The sequence below is a fragment of the Cellulomonas sp. URHE0023 genome (assembly GCF_000688475.1).
In the GTDB taxonomy this organism is placed as follows: Bacteria; Actinomycetota; Actinomycetes; order Actinomycetales; family Cellulomonadaceae; genus Cellulomonas.
Genome location: NZ_JIAN01000010.1, coordinates 183,991 through 199,030 on the forward strand (window position 1 = coordinate 183,991; position 15,040 = coordinate 199,030).

General features: G+C 71.4%; 12 protein-coding genes and 2 rRNA genes. All 14 read right to left on the reverse strand.

The features are described 5' to 3' along the window. Nucleotides 1–35 precede the first annotated feature (35 nt). Nucleotides 36–671, reverse strand: coding sequence for an NUDIX domain-containing protein (locus tag N553_RS0119195; protein ID WP_028047874.1), 636 nt, complete (start codon nucleotides 669–671; stop codon nucleotides 36–38). Further along, nucleotides 671–2,341 carry a CTP synthase gene (locus tag N553_RS0119200; RefSeq protein WP_028047875.1) on the reverse strand — a complete coding sequence of 557 codons (1,671 nt, stop codon included), beginning with the start codon at nucleotides 2,339–2,341 and terminating at the stop codon, nucleotides 671–673. Before N553_RS0119200 ends, N553_RS0119195 begins: the two co-directional genes overlap by 1 nt. Before the next feature lie 54 nt (nucleotides 2,342–2,395). Next, a complete protein-coding gene (gene murJ / locus N553_RS0119205; RefSeq protein ID WP_028047876.1) occupies nucleotides 2,396–4,072 on the reverse strand; it encodes a murein biosynthesis integral membrane protein MurJ in 1,677 nt (558 codons plus the stop codon). Next, on the reverse strand, nucleotides 4,069–4,803 hold the full coding sequence (locus tag N553_RS0119210; protein WP_369796727.1) for a hypothetical protein: 735 nt from the start codon (nucleotides 4,801–4,803) through the stop codon (nucleotides 4,069–4,071). Before N553_RS0119210 ends, murJ begins: the two co-directional genes overlap by 4 nt. A 140-nt stretch (nucleotides 4,804–4,943) precedes the next feature. Continuing rightward, a complete protein-coding gene (locus N553_RS23765) occupies nucleotides 4,944–5,972 on the reverse strand; it encodes a copper transporter (RefSeq protein ID WP_034623467.1) in 1,029 nt (342 codons plus the stop codon). Nucleotides 5,973–6,060: 88 nt separating this feature from the next. After that, nucleotides 6,061–7,245, reverse strand: a complete 1,185-nt coding sequence (steA, locus tag N553_RS0119220) for a putative cytokinetic ring protein SteA (RefSeq protein ID WP_028047878.1) — start codon at nucleotides 7,243–7,245, stop codon at nucleotides 6,061–6,063. Nucleotides 7,246–7,251: 6 nt separating this feature from the next. Next, nucleotides 7,252–8,976, reverse strand: a complete 1,725-nt coding sequence (gene recN / locus N553_RS0119225; RefSeq protein ID WP_028047879.1) for a DNA repair protein RecN — start codon at nucleotides 8,974–8,976, stop codon at nucleotides 7,252–7,254. Then, the gene (locus N553_RS0119230) at nucleotides 8,973–9,860 is read right to left on the reverse strand and encodes an NAD kinase (RefSeq protein ID WP_028047880.1); all 888 of its coding nucleotides are present in this window, start codon (nucleotides 9,858–9,860) and stop codon (nucleotides 8,973–8,975) included. Before N553_RS0119230 ends, recN begins: the two co-directional genes overlap by 4 nt. Next, nucleotides 9,857–10,669, reverse strand: a complete 813-nt coding sequence (locus tag N553_RS0119235) for a TlyA family RNA methyltransferase (protein ID WP_028047881.1) — start codon at nucleotides 10,667–10,669, stop codon at nucleotides 9,857–9,859. The genes N553_RS0119230 and N553_RS0119235 overlap by 4 nt, the downstream gene beginning before the upstream one ends. A gap of 3 nt (nucleotides 10,670–10,672) precedes the next feature. Next, entirely contained in the window at nucleotides 10,673–10,852 is a 180-nt protein-coding gene (locus tag N553_RS0119240) for a hypothetical protein (protein WP_028047882.1), read from the reverse strand. A 114-nt stretch (nucleotides 10,853–10,966) separates the two neighbouring features. Then, a complete protein-coding gene (locus N553_RS0119245; RefSeq protein WP_028047883.1) occupies nucleotides 10,967–12,001 on the reverse strand; it encodes an HAD-IIA family hydrolase in 1,035 nt (344 codons plus the stop codon). Next, nucleotides 11,998–12,804, reverse strand: a complete 807-nt coding sequence (locus N553_RS23770; protein ID WP_231505325.1) for a hypothetical protein — start codon at nucleotides 12,802–12,804, stop codon at nucleotides 11,998–12,000. Before N553_RS23770 ends, N553_RS0119245 begins: the two co-directional genes overlap by 4 nt. Before the next feature lie 1,847 nt (nucleotides 12,805–14,651). Beyond that, nucleotides 14,652–14,768 (reverse strand): 5S ribosomal RNA (gene rrf, locus N553_RS0119255). A gap of 82 nt (nucleotides 14,769–14,850) precedes the next feature. After that, nucleotides 14,851–15,040, reverse strand: a 23S ribosomal RNA gene (locus N553_RS0119260); the annotation flags it as partial.

Consider the following 15,040-nt stretch of genomic DNA (forward strand, 5'->3'; position numbering starts at 1 on the left):
GAGCCGCTCGCCGGAACCGCCGGCTCAGCAACTCGTCAGGAAACGCCCGGGGTCTCGACCGGCCACGCGACAGACTCGAGCGTCGACCAGCCGCGGCCACGAGCGGCGGCGGCCGCCAGTACGCCTGTGACAGCAGTCGGGCTGTGCAGACGTCCACCGAGTACCGCATCCACGGCGTCGTCGAGCGGGACCCAGACCGGGACCATGCCGGCCTCCTCGTCTGTCCGGACGTACCGGTCCGAGTCCGCGACCGGGGTCAGATCGCGGGCGAGGAACACCCGAATCCGCTCGTTGGAGCCGCCCGGGGTGGTGTAGAAGTCGACGAGCCGCCACCAGGACGCGGCCTGCAGGTCTGCCTCTTCGGCGAGCTCACGTGCTGCGGCGACCACCAAGAGCTCGTCGGGCACGTCCCGAAGACCGGCGGGCGGCTCCCAGAGCTCGGAGCGCACGGGGTGCCGGTACTGCGAGAGCAGCAGCACCCGGTCCTCGTCGTCCAGGGCGATGACCGCCACGGCGCCGGGGTGCGAGACGTACTCGCGGAGCACCTGGGTGTCCCCCAGGTCCACCACGTCACCGTCGAGGTCGAAGACCTTGCCCGCGTGGATCCGCCTGTGCTCGATGACGGGCCGAGGCGCCACCAGGTCCTGAAGCGGCCCTTCCTGCGTCGGCATCAGGCCTCGTCGTCCCGCTGCGCGAGCGCGGCGCCGACCAGTCCGGCGAACAGCGGGTGCGCACGTGTCGGGCGCGACTTGAACTCCGGGTGGGCCTGGGTTGCCACGTAGTAGGGGTGCACGTCGCGCGGCAGCTCGACGAACTCGACCAGCGAGGTGTCGGGCGAGACGCCCGAGATCACCAGACCGGCATCCTCGAGCTTGTCCCGGTAGGAGTTGTTCACCTCGTAGCGGTGGCGGTGCCGCTCGGAGACCTTGTTCGCACCGTACGTCTCGGCGACCACGGAGCCCGGCGTCAGGAGCGCGTCGTACGCGCCAAGCCGCATCGTGCCGCCCAGGTCGCCCGCGCCGGCCACGAACGCGTGCTGCTCAGCCATCGTGGCGATGACGGGGTGCGCCGGGTCCGTGTCGAACTCCGAGGACGAGGCACCCTCGAGGCCGAGGATCGTGCGCGAGTACTCGATGACCATGCACTGCAGGCCCAGGCAGATGCCGAGCGTCGGCACCAGGTTCTCGCGGGACCAGCGCAGGGCACCGAGCTTGCCCTCGATCCCCCGCACCCCGAAACCGCCCGGGATCAGGACGGCGTCGACACCCTCGAGCGCGAGCCGGGCACCTTCGGGAGTCTGGCAGTCGTCCGACCGCACCCAGCGGATGATCACCTTGGCGTCGTGGTGGAACCCACCGGCCCGCAGTGCCTCGGTCACCGACAGGTACGCGTCAGGCAGGTCGATGTACTTGCCGACGAGTGCGACCTCGACGCGGTGCGCGGGCTCGTGGACGCGCCGCAGCAGCTCGTCCCAGCCCTTCCACTCGACGTCGCGGAACGGAAGAGCGAGCCGCTGCACGACGAAGGCATCGAGGCCCTCGCTGTGCAGGACGCGCGGGATGTCGTAGATGCTCGGCGCGTCCTTGGCGGTCACGACACCTTCGACGTCGACGTCGCACATGAGGGCGATCTTGCGCTTGGTCGCCTCGGGCACGTCGCGGTCGGCACGCAGCACGATCGCGTCGGGCTGGATGCCGATGCTGCGCAGGGCGGCGACGGAGTGCTGGGTCGGCTTCGTCTTGAGCTCGCCCGACGGGCCGATGTAGGGCACGAGGGAGACGTGCAGGAAGAAGACGTTCGCGCGGCCCAGGTCGTGGCGCACCTGGCGGGCGGCCTCGAGGAACGGCAACGACTCGATATCGCCGACCGTGCCGCCGATCTCGGTGATGATGACGTCGATGTCCTCGTCGGCCTGCGACCGCATGCGCGACTTGATCTCGTCGGTGATGTGCGGGATCACCTGCACCGTGTCGCCGAGGTACTCGCCGCGTCGCTCCTTCGCGATCACCGACGAGTAGACGCCGCCGGTGGTGACGTTGGCCGAGCCCACCAGGTTGACGTCGAGGAACCGCTCGTAGTGCCCGACGTCCAGGTCCGTCTCGGCTCCGTCCTCGGTGACGAAGACCTCGCCGTGCTGGAACGGGTTCATGGTGCCGGGATCCACGTTCAGATAGGGATCCAGCTTTTGCATCGTGACCTTCAGGCCACGAGAGCGGAGGAGCCGCCCGAGGCTGCTGGCTGTCAGACCCTTACCGAGGGAGGACGCAACACCCCCGGTGACGAAGATGTGCCGGGTCGTGGATTCCGACCGCCCGGAGAGTCGATGCGCGCGCTCTGTCACGGGGTTCCAACCTACCGGACCATTCGCCGTTCCCCGAGTGCCACGCAGGGTGAGTCAGAACACGTCAGGTCCGTCGGGTCCGCGAGGCACCCGGGGACCGACGGCAGGCAGTGGCTCCCGCTCGACCTGGAGCACGTAGCGCACGACGGCCCGGTCCAGTGCGAGCAGGCCGGCGCCGACCACGAGCGCAGCGACGAGCGCGCCACCCGCGGCCGCGCCGAGCGCCGTGAGTCCTCCCTCACCGCCGATCACCTGGACCGCGTCGGCCACCCAGCGGCCCGCGAGCGCACCGAGCGCTGCGGAAATGACGAGGACCGTGGTCGATCGCGGCACCCCCCGGAGGGCCGCCCAGCCCGCGGCCCGTCCGAGCGCGACGAGCGCGACGGCTCCCCCGACGAACATCCCGAGGCTGCTCGCCGCCCCGATGCCCGCCAGCGTCCCCGCGTCAGTGTCGGACGGGATGCCGAGGCCGACGAACGCGACGACGGCGGCCGCCATGACACCCCAGCCGACCGAGTTGGCCACCACGGCGGCGCGCCCGCGTTCCAGCGCGTACAGCGATCGCGAGGCGTGGAACAGTGCCGCGAAGCCGACGAGGCCCGGGGCCATCCACGTGAGTGCGGCGGTCATCGTCGGTATGAGCGCGGGATCGTCGTGCGCGACAGCCGAGAAGAAGCGGGCGACCGCGGGCGCGGAAGCGATGACCGCGGCCGCGCCGATCGCTCCCGCGGCGAGCACCGCGCGGACCGTGCCGGAAGCCAGACGAGCGAAGCCGCCACGGTCTGCGGAGCTGGCACGGGCGGCCAGCCGCGGAAAGGTCGACGTGGCCAGCGGCACGACGAGGACGGCGTACGGCAGCAGGTAGACCTGCTGGGAGTAGAGGAACGTGCTGAACGTGCCTTCGGCACCCCAGTTCTTCGCCACCCACAGAACCACCAGGAGGGCGATCTGCTGCGCCGCCACGGCACCCACGCCGGCCAGCGCCAGCGACCGGACGCGCGGGGCCACTCCCGCAGGGAAGCGCAGGGTCGGTCGCAGCCGGACACCGAGGGCGCGGACAGGCAAGAACATCGGGAAGCACATCGCCGCGACGCCGAGCGTCGTCCCCCAGGCCAGCCACTCGAGGGCACCCGGGTCCAGGGCATCAGGACTGGACGTCGTCCCGTTCGACATCGTGCTGTAGACGACGTAGGTCGCTGTCACGACGACGGTCGAGATGATCGGTGCGAACGCCGGCCAGAAGAACCGCTTGTGCGCCTGCAGCACCGCGTAGAGGAGGACCGCGACGCCGTACATGGGTACCTGGATCGCGAACACCCGCAAGAAGAACTGGACCATCTCGGTCTGCTCGGGGTTCGCAGACGTCAGCAGGTCCGCGATCGGGTTGCTCAGGAGCGCGAGCAGCAGCGCCAGAGGCACCAGGACGAGCAGGGTCCAGCCCAGGGTCCCCGAGACGGTCTTGTCGATGTCCTTGCGTGCGCCGCGCGCCACTGGTGCGGCCAGGACGGGTACGAGGGCACCCGCGAGGGCCCCACCCGCGGCGACCTCGAAGAGAACGTTCGGCAGCGTGTTGGCAGCGTTGTACGAGTCACCGATCGACCCGAAGCCGACCCAGTGCAGCTGCGCGATCCACCGCCCGAAGCCGAGCAGCCGGCTGACCACGGTGATGACCGCGATCATCGCGGCCGCACCGGCCAGGCCGGTCGCCGCGCGCCGGGCGGTGGGACTCACGCCCGTACGTCCGCGGGGCGGCGTCCCCAGGCGTCGAGCTCACGCAGCACCGGAGTGCGCTCGATGACCTTGGTGAAGCTGACCTTCTCGCTGGCGATCGTCAGGCCCAGGACGGCCGCGAGGACCCCGAGCCGGACCGGACGGGGCGCCGACAGCACGAGGGCCGTTCCCAGCGTCGCGCCGATCGCGTTCGCTCCTCCGTCGCCGAGCATGTCGGCCTCGGCGAGGTCCTGGTCGATCGCGGCACCCGTGGCACCGAGCACCGCGGCCGCCGCGCCGGCCCCGGCACCCGAGGCGACAGCGAGCGGAGCAGCCACGAGGCCGACCGCCTTCAGCGCGCGCCCGGGTCGCAGGTCGAGCAGGTTGACCAGGTTCGCGCTCGACGCGATCAGCGCTCCCGAGCTCCCCACGTCGACCAACCACCCCACAGTCGACCGCCTGCTTCCCCCGGGAGTGCGCCCCGGCGTCGCGAGGGCGGCAGCCACCAGGGCGCCGACCCCGATGCCGAGCACCTTGAGCCCACCTGTCGTGACCTTGCCGTGAGCGAGCGCCCCGAGATGGCCGCGCAGACCCTTGCGCCGGTCAGCGGTGTCCTCCCCGAGGTCGTCGGCGATACCGAAGGCCGCGCCCGCAGCCGTCGCCACGGTGAGAGCGGCAGCGGCGCGCGGGGAGGGCGCACCGACCAGCACGCCGGCAAGCAGCCCCGCAGCGACCGACGGCCCCTCGAGCATGCTGACCGGCTCACCACGGTGGTTCGTCCGTGTCCACCGTGCTTGACCTCCGGGCGCCTGCCCGTCGAAGACTCCACGGACGACCGACGTGACGACACCTGCGACCGCGGCGGCGGCTGTCCGTCTGAGCAGGCGCGGCGTCACGGGGCAGTTCCCGCGGCGGCCTCCGGGACCTCGGCGGTCCGGCTCACGGGCGGCAGCTTGACCGCTGCAGGAAGCGGGGTCTCGTTCTCACCGAACCCGTAGTGGCCGTTGACCCCGGCGATCCGGTTGGCCAGCGCGAGCGGCACGTTGATCTGCCCGGTCACCACGTCGGTGCCGGACACCGTGGTCAGCGCCGCAGCGAGGTCGCCGTCGGCGAGGATCGCGTCGGTCAGGGCGTCATCAGCGCGCGGACCGTCGGCGAGCACCGCGCCCGTCGAGAGCTCCTGCGCGGCGCTGAGCACCGCGAGCTGGGCGGCGACGACGGACTCGGCCGGCTCGGGCGACGGCGTCGCTCCATCGGCGACCGGCTCGACGGGGACGGCCACCACGACGATGGCGTCGGCAGGCATGGTCACCTCGCCGGAGACGGTGACCAGCGGCTGGTCCTTGTTCTCGGACGACGAGAGCGCGTCCAGCAGCGTGCCGGCGTCGTTCGACAGCACGTCCGGGTTGGCCGGGTCCGCCGTCACGAGTGCCTGCACGAGCGCGGACGCGAGGTCAGCCTCAACCCCGGCATCCGCAGGGGGTGCCGGGTCGAGGTACGGGTTCAGGTACCCGACCAGCGCCTGCCGGAACGTCCGCACGTCAGGATCCGTCCACATGTCCGTGAGGGTGACGTGCGCCGTGATGCTCGCGCCGGACTGGTCGAGCCGCTGGTCGAGGGCCGTCCTCGTGGCCTCCGGGACGTCGCCCAGCACGATCACGGCGACCCGGCGGCCCGTCAACGTACCGTCGAGCAGCTGCGGACCGGCCGCATCGATGTAGGTCTCGGAGTCCTTCAGGTCGCTCGTCGAGCCGTCGAGCTCCGCGCGAAGCGCGTCCTTCTCGTCGCGCAGCTGCTGGACCTGGCCGGTCAAGGTGTCGCCGATGGTCTCTTTCAGCGGTCCCGCGCCGAGCGCGATGCCCACGGCGAGAGCCAGGAACACCGAGATCAGCGAGACGATGTGGTAGCGGAAGTCGATCATCGTGCGCAGTCTCCGTCGGGTACAGGCCCGGCGCTGGCCGGAAGCAGGTGCTGGGGGAAGAGGTGGACGTCGAGGGTCGTGCGCATGGTCACAGCCCGTCGAAGAGGCCGCGGACCCACGACGTCATGTCGTCGACGCGAGCGCCGATCAGGCCGATCATCGTCTGCCCGGCGGCGGTCGATGCCAGGGCGACACCGAGTGCCAGCAGCCCAGCGAGGACGAGCAGCGTGAGCTGGACGTTCGAGATCCGGTTGCGGTACAGCCGCGACACGCCCTTGGCGTCGACCAGCTTGCTCCCGACACGCAGGCGCGTGAGGAACGTGCTCGCCATCCCTGAGCGCCCCTTGTCCAGGAACTCGACGAGCGTCGCGTGCGTCCCGACGGCGACGATGAGCTCCGCACCCTTGTCGTCGGCGAGGAGCATCGCGACGTCCTCGCTCGTCCCGGTGGCCGGGAACACGACGTGCGGGACGTCGAGCTGCTCGACCCTGGCGAGCCCGGGGGCCCGGCCGTCACGGTAGGCGTGCACGATCACCTCGGCACCGCACGTGAGCGCACGGTCGGAGACCGAGTCCATGTCGCCGACGATCATGTCCGGGCGCCAGCCGGCGTCCAGGATGGCGTCCGCTCCCCCGTCGACACCGATGAGTACCGGACGGTACTCGCGGATGTACGGGCGAAGCGTGACGAGGTCTTCCTTGTAGTGGTAGCCGCGCACCACGATCAGCACCTGTCGGCCGTCGATCTCCGTGCGGATGTCGGGCACGCCGACCCCGTCGAGCAGGAGGTCCCGTTCGCGTCGCAGGTAGTCCATGGTGTTCGCCGCGAACGACTCGAGCTGGACCGACAGTCCCGCGCGCGCTTCCTCCATGGCCGCCGCGACCGTCTCGGCGGTCTGGGTGACGCCCTCGGCCACGAGAGTCTCGCCCTCGAAGACGGACCCGTCCACGACGCGGAGCCGGTGGCCCTCGGTGAGCGACATGACGTCCGCACCGAGGTCGTCGACGAGCGGGATCCCAGCGCCGACGAGGATCTCCGGGCCGAGGTTCGGGTAGCGGCCCGAGGTCGAGCGCGCGGCATTCAGGACGGCAGCGGGCTGGCACGCGACGAGGGCCTCGGCGGAGACCCGGTCGAGGTCGAGGTGGTCGATGACGGCGATGTCGCCCGGTCGCAACCGCTTGGTGAGGCCCTTAGTGCGTGGGTCGACTCGGGCCGGACCGGCGACGACGCCGGCTTCGGGCACAGCGGTGCGTTTGCGCAGGGATGCTCTCATCGTCGCTCATCGTCCCACGGACGAGAGCTCGAGAAGTTCTGCGGCGTGCGTCCGCGCCGCATCTGAGTCCTCCTGGCCCGACAGCATGCGGGCGAGCTCCCGTACCCGGTCGTCGTTCGTGACCAAGCGCACGTCCGACTCAGTGACGACGTCGATACCGTCGGCGGTCGACTTGGTCACCACGAGGTGCCGGTCAGCGAACGCAGCCACCTGCGCGAGGTGGGTCACGACGAGCACCTGCGTGCCCCGCGCGAGCTCGGCCAGACGCCGACCCACCTCGATCGCGGCCCGCCCGCCGACGCCCGCATCGACCTCGTCGAAGACGAACGTCCCCGGCGTCGTCGCTCCAGAGTCGGGTGCCGTGGCCAGGGCGACCTCGATCGCGAGCATCACGCGGGAGAGCTCACCACCGGAGGCGCCCTTACCGAGCGCCCGAGCGGGCGCACCGGCGTGCGGGACGAGCCGCATCTCGACCTTGTCGCCGCCGTGCGGTCCGCGCTCGTCCAGCGGCTCGACGACGATCTGCAGCTCCGCGCTGCCCATCGCCAGACCGGACAGCTCGTGGGAGACGACCGCAGCCAGGCTTGTTGCACCGTAGCGGCGGCCCGCCGAGATGCGCTCGGCCAGCGCGGTGAGCTCGGCGTCGAGCGCCGCTCGCTCGGCGTGCAAGGACTCGATCCTCTGGTCACCGCCGTCGAGGTCCAGCAGTCGGCGTCCGGCGGAGTCGGCCCAGGCGAGCACCTCGTCGACCGTCGACCCGTACGTCCGGGTGAGCGACGCGAGGTCGGCGCGTCGGCGCTGCGCGGCATCGAGGCGGAGCGGGTCGGCCTGCAGGTCCTCGAGGTAGCCGGCGAGGTCCGTGGCTGCATCGGCCAGCAGGTAGCCGGCCTCCGCGATCCGGGTGGCGAGCGCGGCGAGGGCCGGATCGTGCGCACCCGCATGCTCGAGCAGCCGCCTCGCCTGGTCGATCGTCGCGACAGCGCTGGCCACGTCGTCGACCTCACCGCCGACGAGCGCCGTGTGCGCGCCGTTCGCGGCCGCACGCAGGTCCTCCGCGTGCGCGAGCCGCTCGACCTCCTCCGACAGGGCGACGTCCTCGCCGGCCTGCGGCTCGATGCGCTCGACCTCTGCCAGACCCAGCCGCAGCAGCTCGGCCTCACGGGTGCGGTCCCGCGCCCGGTCGACCAGCTCGGTCAGCTGGGCATCGACCCGGGCCAGCTCGCTCCACGCCGCGCGGTACCGCGTGAGCGCGTCGCGGTGCTCGGTGCCGACGAACGCGTCGAGCGCCTCGCGCTGGTGGGCGGGCGAGCGCAGCCGCGCCTGGTCGGCCTGGCCGTGCACCGTCACCAAGGCGTCAGCAAGCTCCGCCAGGACCGTCTGCGGAACGGATCGTCCACCCAGGAACGCGCGGGAGCGCCCCGCCGCACCGGCGCCCACGGTTCGTAGGAGTACGAGGCTGCCGTCGTCGTCGAGCTCGGCACCCGCCTCTGCTGCGCGGGCGAGGGCGTCGGACTCGGGGTCCAGGGTCACGCGCCCTTCGACCGCCGCAGACGACGCACCGACCCGCACCGTCGCGGAGTCGGCCTTCCCACCGAGCAGCAGGCCGATCGCCGTCAGCACCATCGTCTTGCCCGCTCCGGTCTCCCCCGTGATGACCGTCAGACCGGGACCCAGCTCGAGGTGAGCCCTCCCGATGACGCCGAGGTTGTCGATCCGGATCTCGTCGATCATCGGCTCGCCTCGCCGCTGTGGCGGGGGCGTCGCCCGTTGGGTCGACCACGCCAACCGTCGACCGGAAGCGCGAACTTGTTCACCAGGCGGGTGGTGAAGGGCGCGGGCGTCAGGCGCGCCAAGCGCACCGGGATCTCGCTGCGGGTGACCTCGACACGTGAGCCGACAGGAACCTCGAGCCGACGCCGACCGTCCAGGGTCACCAGTCCGGCCGCGGGTGAGCGGTCGAGCAGCTCGACGGCGAGCATGCTCCGAGGCCCCACGACCAGGGGTCGCGCAAACAGGGCGTGCGCGGCGATGGGCACCAGGATCATCCCGTCCACGTCGGGCCAGACGACCGGCCCACCCGCCGAGAATGCGTGCGCGGTCGAGCCGGTGGCCGTCGCGGCGACGATGCCATCGCAGCCGAACGACGACAGCGGGTGCCCGTCGACCTCCACCAGAACCTCGAGCATCCGTGATCTGTCGACCTTCTCGAGCGCCGCCTCGTTCAGCGCCCAGCCGGTGCTCACCGTGCCGTCGGCCTCCAGGACACGGACGTCGAGCGTGCCACGTTCCTCGACGTCGAACTCGCCCGCGGTCAGGCGCCGTACGGCCTCGCCGATGTCGTCCCGCTCGCTCTCCGCCAGAAATCCGACGTGCCCCAGGTTGACCCCGAGGAGCGGCACGGACGTGCCGCGCGTCAGCTCCGCGGCGCGCAGGATCGTCCCGTCGCCTCCGAGGACGATCGCGAGCTCGAACGACGGCAGCTCCGAGGCCAGCGCGTCCTCGGCCGCCAGGAGAATCTCCACCCCGGCGCCCTCCAGCGCGGCAACGGCGTCGCGGGTGGCTGACACAGCCTCCTCGCGCCCTCCGTGCGTGACCACGAGTACGCGACGCTTCATCGTTCCCCCTCGGCAAGCACGGCCGCTCGGATGCGTTCGACGTCGACCGCAGGTGCTGCGTCTGGAGTGTCCTGCCGGTGCAGCCACAGAAAGAACTCGATGTTCCCGCTCGGGCCGGGCAGCGGGCTGCGCACGATGCCGCGAACGACCAGCCCCAGCTCGGCCGCCGCGCTCGCGACGCCGACCACGGCGTCCACCCAGAGTGCCGGAACGCGGACCACGCCACCGGACCCCAGCCGCTCGCGGCCGACCTCGAACTGCGGCTTGACCATGAGAAGGAGGTCGGCACCTGGTGCGGCGACGTCGACCAGAGCCGCCAGGACGAGGGTCAGGGAGATGAAGGACAGGTCGGCGACGACGAGCTCAGGAGCCGGGTCGACGGCACCGCGAGACAGCGACCGCACGTTCACGCCCTCACGGACCTCGACGCGCGGGTCCGACCGCAGGCTGTCGACGATCTGGTCGTGCCCGACGTCCACGGCGACCACGTGGGCCGCACCACGGCGCAGGAGCACGTCCGTGAACCCGCCCGTGCTGGCGCCCGCGTCGAGGCAACGGCGGTCACGCACCGCGATGCCCTCGAGCGCGTCCAGGGCACCGGCGAGCTTGTGACCGGCACGCGACGCGTACGCAGGATCGTCGGCGTCAGGCCGCACGGTGATCGTGCGCTCGTCGGTCACCTGGACAGCGCTGCGTACGACGGGCAGACCGTCGACGTCCACTCGTCCCGCTGCGATGAGGTCACCCGCGTGCTTGCGCGAACGTGCCAGGCTGCGGCGCACCAGCTCGGTGTCGAGTCGGGTCACCACAGGTCAGCCCTCAGCGTCGGCGAGCCGGTCCTGCAGCGCTCCGTGGACCGCGTCGAACACCGAGACGTGGGCGCGCAGCGGCTGGTCCTCGAGACCCGCGAGCCGAGAAAGCGCCTCGTCGACGGCGGCGTCTGCGGTCGTCCCGTACTCCTCGTCCGCACCACCCGTCGCGGCGTCGACCATCTCGCTCACTGCACTCCTCCGTGTGGTTGGTTCCGGGACGCCTGTCGGTGCTCCGGGACGCGCCCACGCTACCCGCGATCTCCGACGACATCCGGCCGCCACACACCAGGTCCGTCAGACCGTCACCAGCTCCGGCACTGTGGTCGGGTCGACATCGATACCGTCATCGGTCGCCGACCACGCCGCAGCACAGGCTGCGCGAGCGACGTCCACCCGGTCCTCGACGCTCACCGGCTCGTGACGACCGAGCTCGAGAGCCCCGTCGACGATCCGAGCCGACGCGCCCCGGCACGTCCACCACCCGTCGGCCGCGCGTACCGGTTCGGGATGCGCGACCAGCAACGAGAGCAGGTCGGCTCCGATGAGGTGCGGCCGCTCCCCGGGCCTGGCGAGCACGTCGTCGCGGGCCGAGTTCACACCGGTCAGGACGTGCAGACCGATGAAGCCACCGGCGCGAGCACCGGCCAGGTCCGTGTCGAGACGATCTCCGACGACGAGCGTCTCGCGCGCGCCCGCCCGCTCGACCGCCATGTGGTACATCGTCGGCGACGGCTTACCGGCGCTGTCGGGCGTGACGCCCGTGGCGGCCTTCACCGCGCCGACGAGCGAACCGTTCCCCGGCGCGAAGCCACGGGCGGTCGGCAGGCTCAGGTCGAGGTTCGACGCTACGTGCCACGCGCCCCGCTCGATCGCGTAGGCAGCCTCAGCCAGCTGCGCCCAGCCGACCTCGGGAGCGAAGCCCTGTGCGACCGCCGCCGGTTCGTCGTCCGCCGAGAACACCACCTCGTAGCCGGCTGCGCGCACGGCGGTGACGAGCCCGGCGCCGCCGACGACGAGGACCTTCTCGCCCGCCGGGAGCCGCGACACCAACAGCTGCGCCGCGGCCTGTGCGGCAGTCATCACCTCCGCCGCCTCGGTCGCGATCCCGAGACCGGTCAGCTGCTCGGCGACGGACTCCGGCTCACGGGACGCGTTGTTGGTGACGAACACCAGACGCATTCCTCGCTCGCGCGCGGCCGACAGCCCTTTCGCTGCGCCGTCGATCGGGTCGTGCCCCTTGTAGGCAACCCCGTCGAGGTCGACGAGGGCCAGATCGAAGCGTTCAGCGAGCGGCGTGGCCGACCCGATCAGCGTTGCCGCGTTGGTCACCGATCACCCTCGTCGTTCGCATCCGCGCTGCTGTCGGCGTCGTCAAGGAGGGCCTCCGCCTCGGCAAGCGCTTCGTCCTCGTCGTCGTCGGAGACGTCCAGCTCGGCCTCCGCGCGTTCGGACGTACCAGGGTCACCGGACGCCTCCAGCGGGTAGTCCTCGTACTCGCCCTCGGCGTCGAACTCGCTCAGATCGAACGCGACGAACTCCTCGTCGGGTTCTACGTCCCCTGACGCCTCGTCGAGCTGGTCCTGCGTGTACGGCGCCAGCTCGGCCGCCGCCTCATCGGCCCGCCCGGCGGCCTCGAGCGCGGAAGAACGCGCCTGCGCGACGCGGATCGCGACCAGCCCAGTTCCGGCTCGCACATCGTCCGTCGAGAGCGCGGCTACAGCAGCCTCGGCCTGCCCGAGATCAAGACGCGCACCACTCACGACGATCGCGAGCTCGATCCGCGCTTCCGGGTCGAGCGTCTCCGCCTCCGGCTCCTGCGCGAGCGCCAGAGCACGCTCGGGACGACCCAGTCCGCGTTCGCAGTCCGCCATGATCGCCAGGTGCTCGGAGGACCCGTTGAGCCGCCGGACCGTGCGAAGCTCACGCAGCGCCTCGGCGTACCGCTCGGTGCGATAGGCCGCCAAGCCCGCCGCCTCGCGGACCACGTCGACGCGGCCGGCGCGGCGGACCGCCGCCTGCGCGTGCTCGTACGCGAGCTCGGGCTCCGTGTCCAGAAGCCTGCCGACCATGACCAGGTGTCGACCGACACCGTCGGCGTTGTCCTTGCTCAGCGTCCGGAGTCGGGCACGCACGGCCTTGTCGAGGTCCCCGAAGACGACGTCCTCGGGGATCTCGGGCGCCTGGACACGCTGGTCCTGCGGAGGTCGCGTCAGTCGCTTGTCGTCGTCCCGACGGTCGTCAGCGCGCTGCGGGCCACGAGCTCCGGCAACCGTCGACGCTCCGTGCGCCGGACGTCCACGGTCTCCCGACGGAGGACGGCGGTCGCTCGTGGCCGGCCGGTCGCTCCGAGCGGAGAACGGACGATCCGTACGCGGGCGCTCACTGCTGGGCGACCGCTCAGCGCGGTCGCCCGAGGGTGACCGGTCCGTGCGGTTCCGCTCCGTGCGGGCACGGTCATCGAAGGACGGGCGCTGCCCGGACGACGGACGGTCGGTGCGCGGACGGTCGCCTGACTCGGGACGCGCGCCACCGGACTGCCCTGCACCGCGCGAGCGGTCCCCATACGGTCCGCGGTCCGAGCGGGGGCGGTCGCCGTAGAAGCGCTCGCCCGAGGTCGCCTCGCTGGCACGCGAGCGGTCGCCGTACGACGGGCGCCCAGCACCCGGACCACGATCGTCACGCGAGCGGTCACCGTACGCCGGACGCCCACCCGACGCAGGACGGTCGTTGCGGTCGCCGTACGCCGGACGCCCACCCGACGCAGGACGGTCGCTGCGGTCGCCGTACGCCGGACGCCCACCCGACGCAGGACGGTCGTTGCGCTGGCGGTCGTTGTACGACGGGCGATCACCGCGTCCACCGTCACCCGAGGGCCGGCGATCGTCGCGGCCGCGGTCGCCGTACGAGGGACGCTGGCCGGCGGTGCGGTCACCACCGGTCGGACGGTCACCGTACGGCGGGCGACCCGAGGCAGGACGGTCCGTTCGCGGACGGTCACCGTAGGAGGAACGCTCACCCGAAGGACGTTCGCTGCGCGACCTGTCCCCGTAGGAGGTGCGCTCGCCCGACGCATGATCCGTTCGGGGCCTGTCCCCATAGGACGGCCGGTCGCCTGAACCGCTGCGAGAGCGGTCGGAGAAAGGCGGGCGGTCAGTGCGGCCCGAGTAGCTGGGACGCTCGCCCCGGGAGGCGCCGCCGTAGGGCGGGCGACCGTCGCGAGCACCGGACGGACGACCGGAGCGGTCGTCGCCCCGAGACCCGCCGTACGCGGGACGCTCACCGCGGTCGGATGCCGAACGGTTCCCGTACGCAGACCGGTCACCGCGGTCCGACGACGGGCGGCCGCCATAACCGGAGCCCGACGAACCCGACCGGTCTCCATACGCCGGACGTCCGCCACCGGACCCGCCCCCCGATGTGCGGCCATAGGAGCCACCGCCGCTGGGACGATCACCCGAAGGCGAACCCCCGTACGAGGGTCGTCCGCCGCGATCACCGGATGAGGGCCGGCCGCCGCGGTCGTCCCGGGCAGCCGGCGGTCGACCGCCGCTGCCGCCGCCGCGGTAGGGCTCACGCGAGCCACCGTCCCGAGAGCCACCATGAGGGGCTCCACCGGAACGTCCACGATCACCGCCTGACGAGCCGCCGCGGCTCTGAGAGCCACTGGCACCTCGCTGCGAGCTGGATCCGTTGCCGGATCGGCCGCCAGAGGCGCCACCCGACCGACCACGGTCGTCGGATGTGCCCTTGGCACGGTCATCGCTGTTCATCTGTGTGCTCTCCTCGTCGCGTTCGACCGCCCAATCATCTCATCCCCCGTCGACGGCACCGGACGGCGCCGACCGAGGAACGATCGGCCGCACGAGGGCGGCACGACTGTGCGGCAAGAAATGTCTTTGTACGCCCGACGCTGCGCGCAGTAGATGAGTCTGGGGAAACAGGAAAAGCCACCCCCGGAGGGGTGGCTTTCCTGAATGATGTCCGGCGGCGTCCTACTCTCCCACACCCTGGCGAGTGCAGTACCATCGGCGCTGAGGGGCTTAGCTTCCGGGTTCGGAATGGGACCGGGCGTTTCCCCCTCGCTATGACCGCCGTAACGTTGTCGAGTTGTCAAACGGGTTCCCGTTCGTCTCTCGGGAACCGCACAGTGGACGCGTAGCACATTGACTTGAATGAATGTGATGAAGTTGTCGGCTTATTAGTACCGGTCAGCTGCGAGGGTCGTTAGTCCCCTCTTCCACATCCGGCCTATCTACCCAGTGGTCTAGCTGGGAGCCTCTCGGGGATCAAGTCCCCATGGAAACCTCATCTTGAAGCAGGCTTCCCGCTTAGATGCTTTCAGCGGTTATCCCTTCCGAACGTAGCCAA

Excerpts from the sequence above, each read along its gene's own strand:
- N553_RS0119195 (WP_028047874.1), bottom strand. The coding sequence starts at position 671 with ATGCCGACGCAGGAAGGGCCGCTTCAGGACCTGGTGGCGCCTCGGCCC.
- N553_RS0119210 (WP_369796727.1), bottom strand. The coding sequence starts at position 4,803 with ATGCTCGAGGGGCCGTCGGTCGCTGCGGGGCTGCTTGCCGGCGTGCTG.
- N553_RS23765 (WP_034623467.1), bottom strand. The coding sequence starts at position 5,972 with ATGATCGACTTCCGCTACCACATCGTCTCGCTGATCTCGGTGTTCCTG.
- steA (WP_028047878.1), bottom strand. The coding sequence starts at position 7,245 with ATGAGAGCATCCCTGCGCAAACGCACCGCTGTGCCCGAAGCCGGCGTC.
- recN (WP_028047879.1), bottom strand. The coding sequence starts at position 8,976 with ATGATCGACGAGATCCGGATCGACAACCTCGGCGTCATCGGGAGGGCT.
- N553_RS0119230 (WP_028047880.1), bottom strand. The coding sequence starts at position 9,860 with ATGAAGCGTCGCGTACTCGTGGTCACGCACGGAGGGCGCGAGGAGGCT.
- N553_RS0119240 (WP_028047882.1), bottom strand. The coding sequence starts at position 10,852 with ATGGTCGACGCCGCGACGGGTGGTGCGGACGAGGAGTACGGGACGACC.